We start from the raw sequence: 15,827 nt of genomic DNA, 5'->3' as shown, positions 1-15,827 counted from the left end.
GCTAAAAAGTATGACTTCCGACATTGGTGCAATTATCAATAGAAAAACTATCGTAGTCAGTGGCATTAAAGGTTGTATTGGGGCCCAGAGTTGCTTTCTTTCTTAGTGTTACATTTTCAGCAAAAATAATACTACTGCCAATAGTACCTATAATATCGATTCTTGTACCGAAAGTAGTTACTAACTCTACAACATCATTTCCATTAAATTTCCAACCAAAAGAATCATCTATATTAGTATCGCAGGGAAAAATGTTTAATTGATGTCCAATAACATAAACATCACCAGGTGCCAATGTAGTACTTGAAGGAAATATATAAGTATATCCTATAGATGCAGATCCATTTTGATATCCATTAATTTCAAAACTATTTAAAGAAACAGAGCTTCCAGTAAAGTTTGCTATTTCAATGATTTTATTACTTCCTGAGCCTTCTATATATTCTGAAATAAATAAATTTGAAACTGTAGGACTTACATTAGTAACAGGACCATCATAAGATGAAAGTCCTGTTACTCCAGTTAATGTTCCTTGAGTAGCTATTGGCGTTACTTCAAAAGCAATATATAAATTTAAGTCAGCAGGTAGTATTGTATAGGTATTTGAGGTTCCTGTTTGAATTTGGGTTTGATTAGTTCCTATTGCATCATCTGCGGTATACCAAGTATATAAATGAGAGCCCTCAGGGTCATTTTCTGCATCTGAATACGTGAAATTTGCCGTTAATAACTCACCTAATTGTAGTATTCCTGAAATTTGTAATAAACTAGCAACTGGCGCTGCATTTAAGGGCATGCAGTAAATATCTTCCCATATAATCTCAATTCCATCATAAATCTGAACGCATCTTGTATTTCCTTCAATTAAAAATACCATTAAGCCATCATCTGAAGCAGTAACAGCAATTGAGTTTCTTTGAATTAAAGATACTCTTGGAGGTAAAAATCCTCCAAAATTTATATTATTAGAACTACTTTCTATATCTAAAACTGAAGCAGGACTAGGATTTATGGTATTGATCCCTACTTGAGAAAAAACTTGTAAGCTAGAGAAAATAAATAAAATTGCTAAAAACTTATTTTTCATTGAAATAAACTAAGTTGTAAAATTAACAACCTATATAATAAACTAATTACCAATTCATTGTATTTTATAAACAAAAAAAAATATTTATTAACTGGATCTTAAAATTTTCGACATATGGTTAGGTTTTATCGTCAAGTAATTAAGATATATTAGGTGAAATAAAGAATCCATATTAAGTTTGCATCAAATTAAAAATAGAAAAGATATTGCGGATTTTGAAAAATTACTAGAGAAAGGAATAGAATTAGGTGTGGTAAAAGAAATTGAAATCTTTACTACAAAAATCGTTTCTCCTCAAAATAAGTTAGTAATTATTCCAAATGGAATTCTTTCAAATGGGAATATTACAAATTATACTGCAGAAGGAATACTAACTATATTCCATACGTTTGGAGTGGCTTATGACGCAGGCATAAAACAAACTAAAGAAGTATTGATGAATGCAATTACTTCGCAAGAAAAAGTATTAAAAAATAATTATACTATGATTAAAATGAGTTAATTAGATGACAGTTCTGCGAACTTTTCAGTACAACCTTCTGTTAAAGCTGAAGATTACTGGGAGGTATATTTTGAAACTGTTGAAAGAGTTAAGATTGGCTTAGATGCTGCTGGAATTGAAATTACTTATCCACATGCTGTTGAAATTCAGAAAGAAGGATAATTTAACCAACATATATTAAATTAAAAAAGCCGCTGAATAGCGGCTTTTTTTTATTACTCCTATTTTACTTCATCATAATTATCGTCCCATTCTTTTACATGAGGCTCTCCAAGCTTCCCTACTGATTTTGCGACTATCATTGCAACTGTTGCGTCTCCAGTAACATTCACTACCGTTCTACACATATCTAAAGGTCTATCTACTGCAAAAATAAGTGCTAAACCTATTGGTAATAATTCTGGCGGAAGTCCAACAGACTCTAAAACAATAACTAACATTACCATTCCAGCTCCAGGAACTGCAGCACTACCAATTGATGCTAATAAAGCAGTTAATACTATCGTTAATTGATCTCCAAAAGTTAAATCTAAACCTAATGCCTGAAATATAAATACAGCGGCAACGGCCTGATATAGACTAGTTCCATCCATATTAATAGTTGCACCAACGGGTAATACAAAACTCGAAACTTCTTTATCAACTCCTATATGTTCTTCTACACGTTCCATTGTAACTGGTAGTGTTGCAGCACTACTACTTGTGGAAAACGCTAATAATTGAGCGGGACTTATTTGTTTTAAAAACCAAAATGGGTTCTTTTTAGTAATAGTTGCTACTAAAATTGAATAGAAAACAATCATTAATAGTAATCCAAATACAACAACTCCAGCATACTGTAATAAAGCAACTAAAATATCTGAGTCATCAGAAGATACGACGACACTTGCTAATAGTGCAAAAACGGCAAAAGGCGCAGATAACATGATGAGATCTACCATTTTTAAAACAATATCATTTAAGGAATCAAAAAGATTCTTCATTGGTTTTGCTCTCTTCTCTCCTATTAATAACATAGATATTCCTAAGAATATAGCAAAGAAAATAACTTGTAACATCAATCCATTATTGCTCATTGCTTTGAATGCATTGTCAGGAACCATATCTTCTAAAAACTGTAATGGTCCGCTTGACACTTGTTTAGTTGCTTCAGCAATTTTGCCTTGCACACTACTATTTTCTGAATAGGTGTTTGTCAATTTTGTAATGGTTTCTTCTGAAACACCATTTCCTGGTTGTATAACATTTACTAAAACAAGTCCGATAGAAATAGCAATAACGGTTGTCAATACATACGTAATTATTGTACGAATACCAATATTCTTAAATTTAGAGATGTCTTTTAAATCGGATATTCCTTTTATCAACGACGCTAATATTAAAGGAATAGCAATTAACTTTAATAGATTTACAAAGATAGTACCTAGCGGTTTTATCCAATCTGCAACAAACCCTTTACCTCCATCGACTTGCAGCATAATAAAGCCGAAAACGATACCAAATACCATTCCTATTAAAATCTTCCAGTGTAATGCTAGTTTTTTCATTCAATTCGTTTTTAAATATGTTACAATTTAGATAATTTATTTTGAAGCCAATAATCAGCAATAACAAGCGCTGCCATTGCTTCTACAATTGGTACTGCTCTTGGAACCACACAAGGGTCGTGCCTACCCTTTCCTTGCATTTCAACTATATTTCCTTGCGCATCTAGTGCTTCCTGCTTTTGAATAATGGTGGCTACAGGCTTAAAGGCTACCCTAAAGTAGATGTCCATACCGTTACTTATTCCTCCTTGAATTCCTCCAGATAGATTTGATTTAGTACTACCATCTTTATTAAAAAGGTCGTTATGTTCACTTCCTTTCATTCGAGCTCCACAAAATCCACTGCCAAATTCAAATCCTTTTACAGCATTAATAGAAAGCATTGCTTTGCCTAATTCGGCATGTAATTTATCAAATACTGGTTCTCCAAGTCCAACAGGAACATTTTGAAGCACACAAGTTATAGTGCCCCCAATGGTATCCCCTGCTTTTTTAATTTCTTCAACTTTAGCAATCATTTTTTCTGCTGAAGATTCATCAGGGCAGCGAATAATATTTGTTTCAGTTTTACTAAAATCTAATTCTTGATAAGGTTTATCAATAAAAACATCACCAACAGATGATACAAAAGCGTTTATTTTAATGTGTTCTACTAATTGTTTTGCTATGGCACCAGCAGCTACTCTTACAGCAGTTTCGCGTGCTGAAGATCTTCCCCCTCCCCTATAATCTCTATGGCTATACTTTTGATCATAGGTATAATCTGCATGAGAAGGCCTGTATACATCTTTAATATGTGAATAATCTTTTGATTTTTGATTTGTGTTTTCAATAATAAAGCCGATGGGAGATCCTGTTGTTTTACCTTCAAATATTCCTGAAAGAAAGATTACTTCATCGTCTTCTTTTCTTTGAGTAACAATCTTAGATTGACCAGGCTTTCGACGCTGCATTTCATTGTTAAGAGCTTCAAAGTCTATTTTTAAACCGGCTGGACAGCCATCAAGTATACCGCCTATTGAAGCACCATGTGATTCTCCAAAAGAGCTAAGTGTAAAAATTTTTCCGAAGGAATTGCCTGCCATAGTCCTGTTTTCAACAAATGTAATTGTAATAAACGAAAAATAAAATTTCGCAGGTCTTTTAATTAGAATCTATTAATGCATTTCTTAAAATGGTTATAGGATGCAATGCTTTTCGATTGGTACCATCTTTTATCTGGTGTCGGCAACTGGTTCCATTAGCAGCAATGATAGTGGTTTCGGCACTTTTTCTAATCGATGGAAATAAACGTTGTTCCCCTATAACCATGCTTACATCATAATGTTCTTTTTCAAAACCAAAACTTCCAGCCATACCACAACACCCTGAATTAATGATTGTTGGATGAAAATTTATAGGAAGATTAAGAATATCGAAAGTAACTTTTTGATTGCTTAACGATTTTTGATGGCAATGGCTATGGATTTTAATTTTTTTCTCTTCTGAAGTAAATAATACAGAGGATATTTCTCCCTTTTCTATTTCTGAAGCTAAAAATTCTTCTAGTAAAAAGGTATGTTTAGCTATTTTTTCGGCTGAATGTTTATCAGCTGTTAATCTCACATACTCATCTCTAAATGAAAGTATTGCAGAAGGTTCTATTCCAACTAATACTGTTTTTTCATCTAGTTTATTTTTAAAAAAAGAAATGTTCTTATCTGCATGATTTTTTGCTTCTTCTAAAAAACCTTTCGAAATTAAAGCTCTAGCACTATCTAAATGCTCTATTAATGTAACTTTATAACCCAACCTACTTAATAATTCGTAGGCATCTTCAACAATTGAAACATCTAAGTATTTGCAAAACTCATCAACAAATAAATATATGTTTATATTTTTTATAACCATATGATTTTCTGAGTATTGATGTATATTACTTAATTTGTTAGTTGAAAATAAAGGCATACTTCTTTTTGTCGCAATTCCACTTATTTTCTTTATAACATTTGACGTAAGTTTGTTTTGAAAAAGTGTATTTGCAAGTTTTGGAAAAGTAGATGCCATTTTATTATACTTCGAACTTTTTGCAAATAATATATCAGAAAATGTATGCTTATTCGATTTATGGTATTGATATAAAAATTCAGCTTTAAGGCTTGCAATATCAACATTACTAGGACATTCACTTGCGCAAGCTTTACAACTTAAACACAAATCGAATACTTCTTTTAATTCCTCTGAGTCAAATTTATTTATAGACTCAGAATTATTCAACACTTCTCTTAGCATATTTGCTCTAGCGCGAGTCGTATCCTTTTCATCTTTAGTAGCGTGATAACTTGGACACATCGTTCCAGAAGCTTTCTCAGACTTTCTACAGTCACCACTCCCATTACACTTTTCAGCTAAACGTATAATTCCTTCTGAATCATTAAAATCGAAAATAGTATCGATTTCAGGAGTAATTTTATTTACATCATTCCTAAAAGATTCATCCATTTTATAGGCATCGATGATCTTTCCGGGGTTCAATAAATTATTAGGATCAAATACCTGCTTTATTTTTTTAAGAAGTTGATAGTTCTTTTCACCAATCATGAGCGATAAAAACTCTGAACGTACAATTCCGTCCCCATGTTCTCCTGAAAAAGAACCTTTATACTTCTTGGTTAATAGTGCTACATCCGTAGTTATTTTTCTGAAATAAGAAACACCTTCTTCCTGTTTTAAATTTAATATAGGGCGTAAATGCAATTCACCTGCACCTGCATGAGCATAATACACAGCTTTTTGCTGATATTTCTCCATTAGCGCAGTAAATTCCCCAATAAAAGAAGGTAAATCCTCTAGAGCTACTGCTGTGTCTTCTATACAGGCAACTGCTTTCCTATCACCTATCATATTTCCTAATAAGCCCAAACCAGCTTTACGTAACTCAAGGGCTTTGTATATATCATCTCCTTTAAGAACAGGTGCAGCATAAGAAAGGTTTGATTGATTCAAATCCTCTAAAAGCTTTTCTACCTGTTCATTTAACTCTTCATCAGACTTAGATTTTAGTTCTAATAACAACACAGATTTAGGAGTCCCTTCTATAAAAAAACGATACGGTTTGTATTTTTTATTTTGTTTGGTGCATTCTAAAATGATATCATCCATCATTTCACAGGTATGCAAATTATGCTTCATCGCTACAATTACATCCTGCAAACAGTGTTCTAATGAGTTATAATGAGTTGCAACCATAGCAGTATGTTGTGGAGGTAAGTCATCTAATTCCAACGTAATTTCAGTTGTAAATGCAAGAGTGCCTTCACTTCCGCATAAAATAGAGCAGAGGTTTATTGAATTTGAAATCCCTCCAAATAAATCTGATTCTAGCAAGGAATCAACCGCATAGCCTGTATTACGTCTGTGAATTACTTTTTTTGGAAACTCATTAACTACTTCTTCTTGTACTTCTTTAATTGATAATTCATCATAAATCGTTTTATAGATACTTCCTTCAAGCGATTTGATTTCTTTTTTTGCAAAAAACTCTTCAGAAGAGAGCGATTCAAATATAGCCTCATCTCCGTTAGATAAAAACGTACGTAAGCGCATTACTTTATCCCTAGTAACTCCATATTGAATTGAAGTAGTTCCACTAGAGTTATTTCCCACCATACCTCCTATCATACAACGATTGGATGTTGATGTATTAGGTCCGAAAAACAAGCCATAAAGAGCTAAATAATCATTTAATTCATCTCGTATAACTCCAGGTTGGACTGTAACAGTTTTTAAATTTTTATCTACTGAAATAATTCTTGTAAAATATTTAGAAACGTCTACTACAATTCCTTCCCCAACACATTGTCCTGCTAATGAAGTTCCTGCTGTTCTTGGTATCAAAGAAATTTGATATTGAATTGCAAATTCAAAAAGCTGTTTTATAGCTGCATCATTTTTAGGAAACGCAACAGCTAAGGGAATTTTTTTATAAACTGAAGCATCTGTAGCATATAGTGTAGTATGTAGTTTATCCCAAAAGAAATCTCCTTCAAATAAATTCTGAAATTGTTTTAACGCTTCATTCATCTTTTGTAAAAGTAACAAACCCTTTTAAATATTAATGAAGCTCCATTAATATTTTAAAATTTTAATACTATAAATAAGTTTATTCCGTTATTTTTAAAAAAACAATCTCATATGAAAAAATTTATTTTATTATTTATTGCAGTCGTAACACTTGCTTTTACAGCTGAAGCTCAAGGTATTTCTGAAAATGCTATTGGCATTAGATTTGGAGATAATGATGGCATAGGAGCTGAAGTTAACTACCAAAGAGAATTAAGTGAAAATAATCGTTTAGAGTTTGGTTTAGGCTGGAGGTCCGACAATAAAGTAGATGCTATAAAATTTACAGGGCTTTATCAATGGGTATTTAACTTAGATGGAAATTTTAACTGGTACGTAGGAGCTGGTGGTGGTTTAGCTAATATTTCTTTTGATAATGATTTTCCAGGAAACCCTGACGGTGAAACTTTTTTCTTTCTTGCAGGTGATATTGGCGTAGAATATGATTTTGATATGCCTTTACTTATTTCGCTAGATTTTAGACCTGAACTTGGATTTGGAGATTATAGTGATGATATTGATTTTGATATTGCTATAGCATTGCGATATCAATTTTAACTAGACCTCAATACCGTTTAAAGCTTTTTCATATAGTTCCTCATAAAGGGGAACTATTTTTTTGGTATCAAATTTTAATGCTGTAAGTTTTGCATTTTTCTTGAATTCTGAAAGTCTAGCTTCATCACTAAGAATATGAATAGCATTGTTAGCCATTTCAGTTACATTACCAACATCACTTAAAAAACCACTGATCCCTTGTAAATTCACTTCAGGAATTCCTCCTGTATTACTTGAAATAACTGGAACACTACAAACCATAGCTTCTAATGCTGCCAATCCAAAGCTTTCATGTTCAGACGGTAATAAGAACAGGTCACTAAAACATAATATTTTATCTACTTCATGACTATTACCCACAAACATTACTTTATCAGCTATGCCCTTTTCTTTACAAAGTTCTTCCGCTGGTAATTTTTCTGGACCTTCTCCAACCATGATTAATTTGGCAGGCATTTTCTTTTGAATACGGTCAAATATTTCAATAACATCTGTAATTCTCTTTACTTCTCGTAAATTACTTACATGGGTGATTATTTTTTCATCTTTATTAGCCATTAAATCTCTTTGACACTCAGTGAAAGGATTGTCATGCTTTTCAACGTCAATAAAATTAGGAACCACATTAATCTCATTCTTAATCTCGAATAAACGCAGTGTGTCTTCTTTTAAGCTTTCAGATACAGAAGTTACAATATCACTCTTGTTGATACTAAATGTTACTGCAGATTTATAAAAAGGATGACTTCCTACCAATGTTATATCTGTTCCGTGTAAGGTGGTTACCATTGGGATATGGATGTTTTCTTCAGCTAACATCTTTTTAGCCATATAGCCCGCATAAGCATGAGGAATAGCATAATGTACATGCAATATTTCAATTTTATGAAGCTTTACCATATCGACCAATTTACTGGATAATGCCAACTCATAAGGCTGATAATGGAAAAGAGGATAATTTGGTACAGTTACTTCATGAAAATGAACATTCCTGTGTAATAATTCTAATCGGACTGGTTGCTTATAGGTTATAAAATGAACTTCATGTCCATGTTCAGCTAGTGCTATTCCTAATTCGGTAGCTACTACTCCACTACCTCCAAAAGTTGGATAACAAACAATCGCAATCTTCATATATTTATTTTGTTACTTAGACGTAAATATTCAATTAGAATAACAGCTACCAGAAAAAAAAATAGCCGCTTATACAAAGCGGCTATCAATTACATTTTATTAATTAGTTATTTCCTAAGATCAATGGCATTCCGCTTTCTCCTGATCCAATGACGATGATTTTAGTATTTGGAGATTCCGATAATTTAACTGTAGCATCTATCCCTTTATCTTGAAGAATCTTATCTGTTAAAGAAGCACTTAAAATTCTATTAGATTCAGCTTTTCCTTGTGCTTCAATAATTACTTTTTCAGCTTCTTTTGCTGCTGTAACTAATCTAAATTCATATTCTAAAGATTCTTGTTCTTGTTTTAGTTTACGTTCAATAGCATCCTTTATAGTAATTGGTAAGGTAACATCTCTAACCAACACTTCATTTAATTGTACATATTGCTTTTCAAGTATTTTTTTTGTTTCCTCAAAAATTTCATCTTGGATAGCATCACGTTTACTTGAGTATAACTGCTCTGGTGTATAACGACCCACAACACTTCTTGCAGCACTACGAATAGCCGGCTTTATCACTCGATCTAAATACCCTTTACCTAAAGATTGATGAAGATTCCCTAAATCTGCATAAACAGGTTCGTACCAAGCCGATGCATCAATTTGAATTTCCAATCCATTGGATGATAATACTTTCATTTTTTCAAAAAGCTCCTGTTGACGCACTTCATAGATAAATACTTTATTCCATGGTGCTACAATATGAAACCCTTCTCCCATTGGTGGCTCATCCGTAACAACACCGTCTCCAAAAGTTTTAAATAGAACTCCAGCTTCACCAGAATCTATTGTTATTGCCGATTTTGCAATTAAAATAATTGCTATAATAAATACCGCTATTACTGGTATTCCAATTTTTGGTAATTTTTCCATTTTAATGTTTTATTTAGTTTTAATTATAGTTTTTTATATTAAACTAGTCCATTGTATTTTCTTAAAAACCATTCGGTTGAAAGTGTTAAAACAATAAGACCTAGTAAATATTTCCAATCGATTAAAGGTACTACTTTTTGTTCGCTTTTTTGGATTTGTTGGAATCTTTCATCTATTAATAATGCATCAATTAGTTTTTGATTTTCAGAAATAAAATAAGCTTTTCCATTAGTATTAGTCGCAATACTCATAAGCTTTGTTACATCAGCATTTAAAAATTGTTGTTCTACATTAAAATCTAATATTGAAAATGAGCCGCTTCTCGTTAAAGGCTCGTCTTTTACCAGAACAGTATATTGATATTCTCCTGCTGGCAAAGTATTTAAATCAACTTTAAAGTAATTATTTTTCACTAATAATGGAAATTCATTTGAAACATTTGTTTCTTTATTCGTTGTTTTAATTACTAAAGAAGCACGAGAATCTATGACATAATTCTTATCAAAATATTGAGCTGTAACTATTATGGGTTGATTATTATAATAAAACACTTCATTAGAAACATCCAACCTCCTTTTTCTTTTACTTGAAGCCAGGTACTGTATTATTCTTCCTATAAAGTCATCAAATTTTTCAAAACTATTCTCTAATAAAAACGATTGTGCTCTCCATCTCCAAAAACCTTCTCCATCTAAAATTGCATCTCTTTTGCCATTTACTTCAGAAGTAGCCAATAAGGCACTTTCAGAAGAAAACCCATCCACATACTGTTCTAAAATTATTTCATGTTGAGATAAAATTTCAAGTCCGCCAAAACGTGTTTTTAAAGGAGGCAAACCGTTGAACCCTATATCATCAATTAAAAATGTTCCATAATTATTATTTAGATACCCTAAAACATTTTCAGTTTGTGAAGTAACTTCCTTTTTAAATGTTGTTTGAGCATTTGAAAGGAAATTCCAATCTGTCTGCAAACCTGTAATCAATAATGTGTTTGACTTCTGCTTATTTAGCTCTTTAAAAAATGAATTGAAACTCTGGTCTGGTTGATATAATATGACTAATTGAGAATCATTAATTAGTTGTATGGCATCTGCTGGTTTTTTAACCGTAACCAATCTCTGCTCATTAGTTTCGATAGATTTTTTTAACATCCCAATATCTGGATGCGAAATATTGCTTACAATTAATACATTAGTAGCTTGATCAATAACTTCAACTGCAAATAATTTTATGTTATTTTTTTTATTTTTTTCTTCTTCCAAAGGAATTATTTGAGCTGTATACTTTTGCAACCCTGTTCGAGTAGCTTGTAAATTAAACGTTACCGTGGCTGTGTTTTTTTCTTTACTAAAAGAAATGTTTTGTTTATACAGTATTGAATTGCCTTGTTTTACATTGAAAGAAGTGCTTATTTCTTTCTGTCCACTATATACTAAAATGGCTTCTACTGGAAATTTATTTTTTAAAAATGTATAGCGATTGGTGTTTAATTGCTGAATTTTTAAATCTAGAAAACTTATTGAATCCCCTAAGATTATGGGAAAGATAGGATTTTTGATTCCTGCTGAAGAAAACTCATAATCATTACCTAAAGTCTGATTTCCATCTGAAAGCAATACATAAGGAGCTTTTTCATTTTTAAATAGTTCGTCAATAGACCTTATTGCTTTTGAAATATTACTATTTTTTTTAGAAAAAGAAAGGCTATCTAATTCTGATACATTATTCCCAAATGAAAAATAGGAAAGATCATATTTTTCATTTAAATCATTATTATTTTTAAGTTGTTCTAAAAAATATAATACATTATTTGTTTGATTTAATTCACTAATAGAGGAAGTGTTATCTATAATTACTGGAAGTTTTGGCTTTGATATGGTATAGGTTTCACTTTTAAATTTAGGGTTTATTAAAAGTAAAAAAATTGAAAAAAGAGTTATAAACCGTAATACTCCAAAGATCCATCTAAACTTTGTGGATTGTTTAGATTTATATCCATACATAAAAAGTGCCAGAGCAAATGATAGTACTCCGGCAATTATGATATAAAATATAGTTTCAACTGCCATTATTATGTTAGCATTCCTCCATCTACATTTATTACTTGTCCTGTAATATATCCTGATAAATCACTTCCTAAGAAAACACAGGCATTAGCTATATCTTCTGGACTTCCCCCTCTTTTTAAAGGAATTGCTTTTCTCCATGAATCTACTGTTGCTTCATCTAACTTTCCAGTCATTTCTGTTTCAATAAAACCAGGAGCAATTACATTATTACGAATATTTCTTGAACCTAATTCTAATGCCATTGATTTAGTAAAACCAATGATACCCGCTTTCGATGCGGCATAATTACTTTGCCCAGCATTTCCTTTTAGTCCAACCACTGAGCTCATGTTTATTATAGAACCACTACGTTGTTTTAACATGGTACGTTGTACCGCTTTGGTCATGTTAAAAACAGATTTTAAGTTTACTTCAATCACTTTATCGAAGTCCTCTTCTTGCATTCGCATTAATAAATTATCTTTAGTAATACCAGCATTATTAACTAAGATATCTATGCTACCAAAATCCTTAACTATTTCAGCGGCTAATTCTTGTGCTTGTTCAAAATTAGAAGCATCACTTTTATAAGACTTAACTTGTACTCCATATTTAGAGACTTCTTCTTCAATTACTTTAGCAGCTTCTGAAGACGAACTATATGTAAAAGCAACATTAGCACCATGTTTTGCAAATATTTCAACAATACCTTTGCCAATACCTCTACTACCACCAGTTACAATTGCTGTTTTTCCTTCTAATAATTTCATATATTTATATTTATTATTTTTAAAAAGTCACATGCTGCCTGCCTGCCACAGGCAGGTTCGCTATTAATCATTCCGTTAATTGATATAATCTTTAGCATGCTCGTTTCATCATAATTAGTTTTTTTGAATAGACTCAAATATAATAAATCGTTATGGGTTCTTCATAAAAAAAGCCTCGTTAAATTAACAAGGCTTTCCTAAATTTTAGTTAATTTTTATATAATAAATTAACGAGCCATTACTTCGGCTACTTTTTTTCCTATTTCTGCAGGAGATTCAACCACATGTATTCCGTGTTCTCTCATGATTTTCTTCTTTGCTTGTGCAGTATCATCGCTTCCACCTACAATAGCTCCAGCATGGCCCATTGTACGTCCAGCAGGTGCTGTTTCTCCAGCGATAAAACCAATGATAGGCTTTTTGCTTCCGCTTTCTTTATACCATTTAGCAGCATCCGCCTCTAATTGACCTCCTATTTCACCAATCATTACTACACATTCAGTTTCTGGGTCATTGATTAATAGTTCAACAGCATCTTTTGTAGAAGTACCAATAATTGGATCACCCCCTATACCAATAGCTGTAGTAATTCCTAATCCTTGTTTTACAACCTGATCAGCAGCTTCATATGTTAATGTACCAGATTTAGAAACGATACCTACCGTTCCTTTTTTGAACACAAATCCTGGCATAATTCCAACCTTAGCTTCCCCAGGAGTAATAACTCCAGGACAGTTAGGGCCTATTAATCGACAATCTTTATCTTTTATATAATCTGAAGCTTTAATCATATCAGCAACAGGAATCCCTTCAGTGATCGTAATTATTACTTTAATTCCAGCTTCAGCAGCTTCCATAATTGCATCTGCAGCAAACGCAGGGGGAACAAAAATAATAGAAGTATCAGCGTTCACTTTTTCCACAGCTTCTGCTACGGTATTGAAAACAGGCCTGTCTAAATGTGTTTGGCCACCTTTACCAGGTGTAACACCACCAACCACTTGAGTTCCATAATCAATCATTTGACTCGCATGGAAAGTTCCTTCTCCACCCGTAAAACCTTGTACGATTATTTTTGAATTTTTGTTTACTAAAACACTCATTTTCTATAGAATTTTTATTCGTTTAATTTGGGGGCAAATATACCTTTTTTAGCAATAAAAAAGTAGAAATTATACTTTAACCTTATGATAAGATTCTGTGGTGTCATCTAAGTCGGTTACAGGTTGACTTACTTGGTAACCACGGTACATTTTATTGTCTTTTATTTCCCAAATAGTAATGAAGTGAGAAATCCCTAATTCTTCATCAGGATTTTCTATTGTTTTGACATAGTATTTGTATCGTGTTGTAACATAATTCTCATCTTCGAGTAAATGGCTTACTTCAATTCTTAAGTCATTATACGTACGTTTTATTTCTGAAAAGAATTCGGTTAAATCATCATAATTCATGATCGTTAAACCATCTGAACTATTCCATATGAGTTCTAAATCTTTATGAAAATATGTTGTAAGAACAGAATCGTCATTTAGAATATCTGAACTGAAAAATTGGCCTACAATCTGTTTTGCACTTTTATTCATTTTAATTTATCTAGTTTATCTATAATCTCTGGCAATTTATTTATGTATGCCATTTCCCTAAACCTAGCCCTAGCTTCAATAGCTGGTGAACCAAAATATTTTTTATTTTCACCGGTAGAATGTCCTAGACCAGATTGAGCATAAATTTCAGTTCCTTTAGCAATAGTAATACCACTTTTAACTCCTACTTGCCCCCATATTGTGACAAAATCTTCTATAATTACGCATCCAGAAATACCAACTTGTGATGCCATTAAACAACGTTTTCCTATAATCGTGTCGTGTCCAATATGGACTTGATTATCAAGTTTGGTTCCTTCCCCAATAGTTGTGGATGCTGTAACGCCTTTATCTATGGTGCAAAGAGCACCGATATCTACATTATCTCCAACAACTACATTTCCACCACTAATTAGTTTATCGAACTTTTCTGGTCTGTTTTTATAATAAAAAGCATCTCCTCCTAAAACAGATCCTGAATGTATGACCACATTATTTCCTATAACTGTATTGTCATACAAACATACATTGGGGTGAATAATACAATCACTCCCAATTACTACATTATTTCCAACAAAAACATTAGGCTGTATTAGTGTGTTAGCACCAATTGTAGCGCTTTCAGAAATCATTGCATTAGAAGAAATAAAAGGGTTAAAATGAACCGTTAGCGTATTGAAATCTCTAAATGGATCATCTGAAATTAATAATGCTTTCCCTTCTGGGCATTCAACTTCTTTATTGATAAGAATAATAGTTGCTTTAGACTCTAGCGCTTTATTGTAATATTTAGGGTGATCAACAAAAACAATGTCTCCAGGCTCAACTACATGTATTTCATTCATTCCTAACACTGGAAAATAAGCATCCCCTTTATAATCACAGTTTATAATTTTTGCAATCCTTTCTAAGGTTTGTGGAATAGAATATTTCATAGACTATATAATATGATATTTACCAAATATAAAAAATGCCACTAAAAGTAGGACTTAATATTTTATTCTTTAACTCTTTCTTGATAGTTTCCTTTATCAGTATCAATTCGGATTTTATCACCTTCATTAATAAAAAGAGGAACATTAATAGTTGCTCCCGTTTCAACAATGGCAGGCTTAGTAGCATTAGTAGCTGTATTCCCTTTTACTCCAGGTTCTGTACTAGACACTTCTAATATTACATGTGCAGGTAAATCTACTGAAAGAGGCATGTCATCTTCTGTATTTATTTGAATTGTAACTATCTCACCTTCTTTCATTAAATCAGGGTTATCTAGAGCATCTTTTTCTAGTTGTATTTGAGCATAATCATCAGTATTCATAAAATGAAATGTATCACCTTCATTGTAAAGAAATTGAAATTTATGTGTTTCTACACGAATATCTTCAATTTTATGTCCTGCTGAAAATGTATTATCAATTACTTTTCCAGAAGTCACGCTTTTTAATTTTGTTCGAACAAAAGCAGGTCCTTTACCTGGCTTAACGTGTTGAAAATCTATAATTTTAAAAATATCGTGGTTGTATTTAATGCATAATCCTTTTCTAATATCTGAAGTACTTGCCATAATTTGTT

The 15,827-nt window shown here is 32.1% G+C and carries 14 protein-coding genes and 1 pseudogene; 3 read left to right on the top strand and 12 right to left on the bottom strand.

Features of this window, described 5'->3' with window-relative positions:
• Position 1: 1 nt before the first annotated feature.
• Positions 2-1,087 carry a lamin tail domain-containing protein gene (locus ABXT64_RS12050; protein ID WP_443633183.1) on the bottom strand — a complete coding sequence of 362 codons (1,086 nt, stop codon included), beginning with the start codon at positions 1,085-1,087 and terminating at the stop codon, positions 2-4.
• 178 nt (positions 1,088-1,265) lie between these two features.
• On the opposite strand from ABXT64_RS12050, the gene ABXT64_RS12045 reads away from it, so the two are divergent.
• Together ABXT64_RS12045 and ABXT64_RS12040 are read left to right on the top strand one after the other, a co-directional pair.
• Positions 1,266-1,589: a mechanosensitive ion channel domain-containing protein gene (locus ABXT64_RS12045; protein WP_443633182.1), complete on the top strand. Its 324-nt coding sequence runs from the start codon at positions 1,266-1,268 to the stop codon at positions 1,587-1,589.
• 15 nt (positions 1,590-1,604) lie between these two features.
• Positions 1,605-1,751 (top strand): annotated as a pseudogene (locus ABXT64_RS12040) (mechanosensitive ion channel family protein); the annotation flags it as partial.
• A 59-nt stretch (positions 1,752-1,810) separates the two neighbouring features.
• On the opposite strand, the gene ABXT64_RS12035 reads toward ABXT64_RS12040, so the two are convergent.
• The 3 genes from ABXT64_RS12035 to ABXT64_RS12025 are packed head-to-tail and all read right to left on the bottom strand — an operon-like array spanning position 1,811 to position 7,198.
• Complete coding sequence (locus tag ABXT64_RS12035; RefSeq protein WP_443633181.1) at positions 1,811-3,136, bottom strand: dicarboxylate/amino acid:cation symporter; 1,326 nt, start codon at positions 3,134-3,136, stop codon at positions 1,811-1,813.
• A gap of 20 nt (positions 3,137-3,156) precedes the next feature.
• Positions 3,157-4,221, bottom strand: a complete 1,065-nt coding sequence (gene aroC / locus ABXT64_RS12030) for a chorismate synthase (protein ID WP_443633180.1) — start codon at positions 4,219-4,221, stop codon at positions 3,157-3,159.
• 58 nt (positions 4,222-4,279) lie between these two features.
• On the bottom strand, positions 4,280-7,198 hold the full coding sequence (locus ABXT64_RS12025; protein ID WP_443633179.1) for an FAD-binding and (Fe-S)-binding domain-containing protein: 2,919 nt from the start codon (positions 7,196-7,198) through the stop codon (positions 4,280-4,282).
• A 111-nt stretch (positions 7,199-7,309) separates the two neighbouring features.
• Here ABXT64_RS12025 and ABXT64_RS12020 point away from each other — a divergent pair, with 111 nt between their 5' ends.
• On the top strand, positions 7,310-7,795 hold the full coding sequence (locus ABXT64_RS12020; protein ID WP_443633178.1) for a hypothetical protein: 486 nt from the start codon (positions 7,310-7,312) through the stop codon (positions 7,793-7,795).
• Here ABXT64_RS12020 and bshA read toward each other — a convergent pair whose 3' ends face one another.
• The 8 genes from bshA to efp all read right to left on the bottom strand — a co-directional run bounded on the left by bshA (position 7,796) and on the right by efp (position 15,819).
• Positions 7,796-8,929, bottom strand: a complete 1,134-nt coding sequence (gene bshA / locus ABXT64_RS12015) for an N-acetyl-alpha-D-glucosaminyl L-malate synthase BshA (protein WP_443633177.1) — start codon at positions 8,927-8,929, stop codon at positions 7,796-7,798. It lies immediately after the preceding gene.
• A gap of 103 nt (positions 8,930-9,032) precedes the next feature.
• A complete protein-coding gene (locus ABXT64_RS12010) occupies positions 9,033-9,848 on the bottom strand; it encodes a prohibitin family protein (RefSeq protein ID WP_443633176.1) in 816 nt (271 codons plus the stop codon).
• A gap of 38 nt (positions 9,849-9,886) precedes the next feature.
• Positions 9,887-11,920, bottom strand: a complete 2,034-nt coding sequence (locus ABXT64_RS12005; RefSeq protein ID WP_443633175.1) for a VWA domain-containing protein — start codon at positions 11,918-11,920, stop codon at positions 9,887-9,889.
• Positions 11,921-11,922: 2 nt separating this feature from the next.
• Positions 11,923-12,669 carry a 3-oxoacyl-[acyl-carrier-protein] reductase gene (gene fabG / locus ABXT64_RS12000; RefSeq protein WP_443633174.1) on the bottom strand — a complete coding sequence of 249 codons (747 nt, stop codon included), beginning with the start codon at positions 12,667-12,669 and terminating at the stop codon, positions 11,923-11,925.
• Between the two features lie 227 nt (positions 12,670-12,896).
• Positions 12,897-13,772 (bottom strand): succinate--CoA ligase subunit alpha, encoded by an 876-nt coding sequence (sucD, locus tag ABXT64_RS11995; protein WP_443633173.1) that lies wholly within the window; start codon positions 13,770-13,772, stop codon positions 12,897-12,899.
• 69 nt (positions 13,773-13,841) lie between these two features.
• On the bottom strand, positions 13,842-14,255 hold the full coding sequence (locus tag ABXT64_RS11990; RefSeq protein WP_443633172.1) for a nuclear transport factor 2 family protein: 414 nt from the start codon (positions 14,253-14,255) through the stop codon (positions 13,842-13,844).
• Complete coding sequence (locus ABXT64_RS11985; protein WP_443633171.1) at positions 14,252-15,190, bottom strand: UDP-3-O-(3-hydroxymyristoyl)glucosamine N-acyltransferase; 939 nt, start codon at positions 15,188-15,190, stop codon at positions 14,252-14,254. Before ABXT64_RS11985 ends, ABXT64_RS11990 begins: the two co-directional genes overlap by 4 nt.
• 62 nt (positions 15,191-15,252) lie before the next feature.
• Positions 15,253-15,819 carry an elongation factor P gene (efp, locus tag ABXT64_RS11980; RefSeq protein WP_443633170.1) on the bottom strand — a complete coding sequence of 189 codons (567 nt, stop codon included), beginning with the start codon at positions 15,817-15,819 and terminating at the stop codon, positions 15,253-15,255.
• Positions 15,820-15,827 lie beyond the last annotated feature (8 nt).

Source organism: Candidatus Marifrigoribacter sp. Uisw_064, assembly GCF_047730175.1.
Taxonomy (GTDB): Bacteria; Bacteroidota; Bacteroidia; order Flavobacteriales; family Flavobacteriaceae; genus Marifrigoribacter.
Note: the sequence above shows the minus strand (reverse complement) of the source record. Positions and strands in the feature narration are given on the sequence as shown.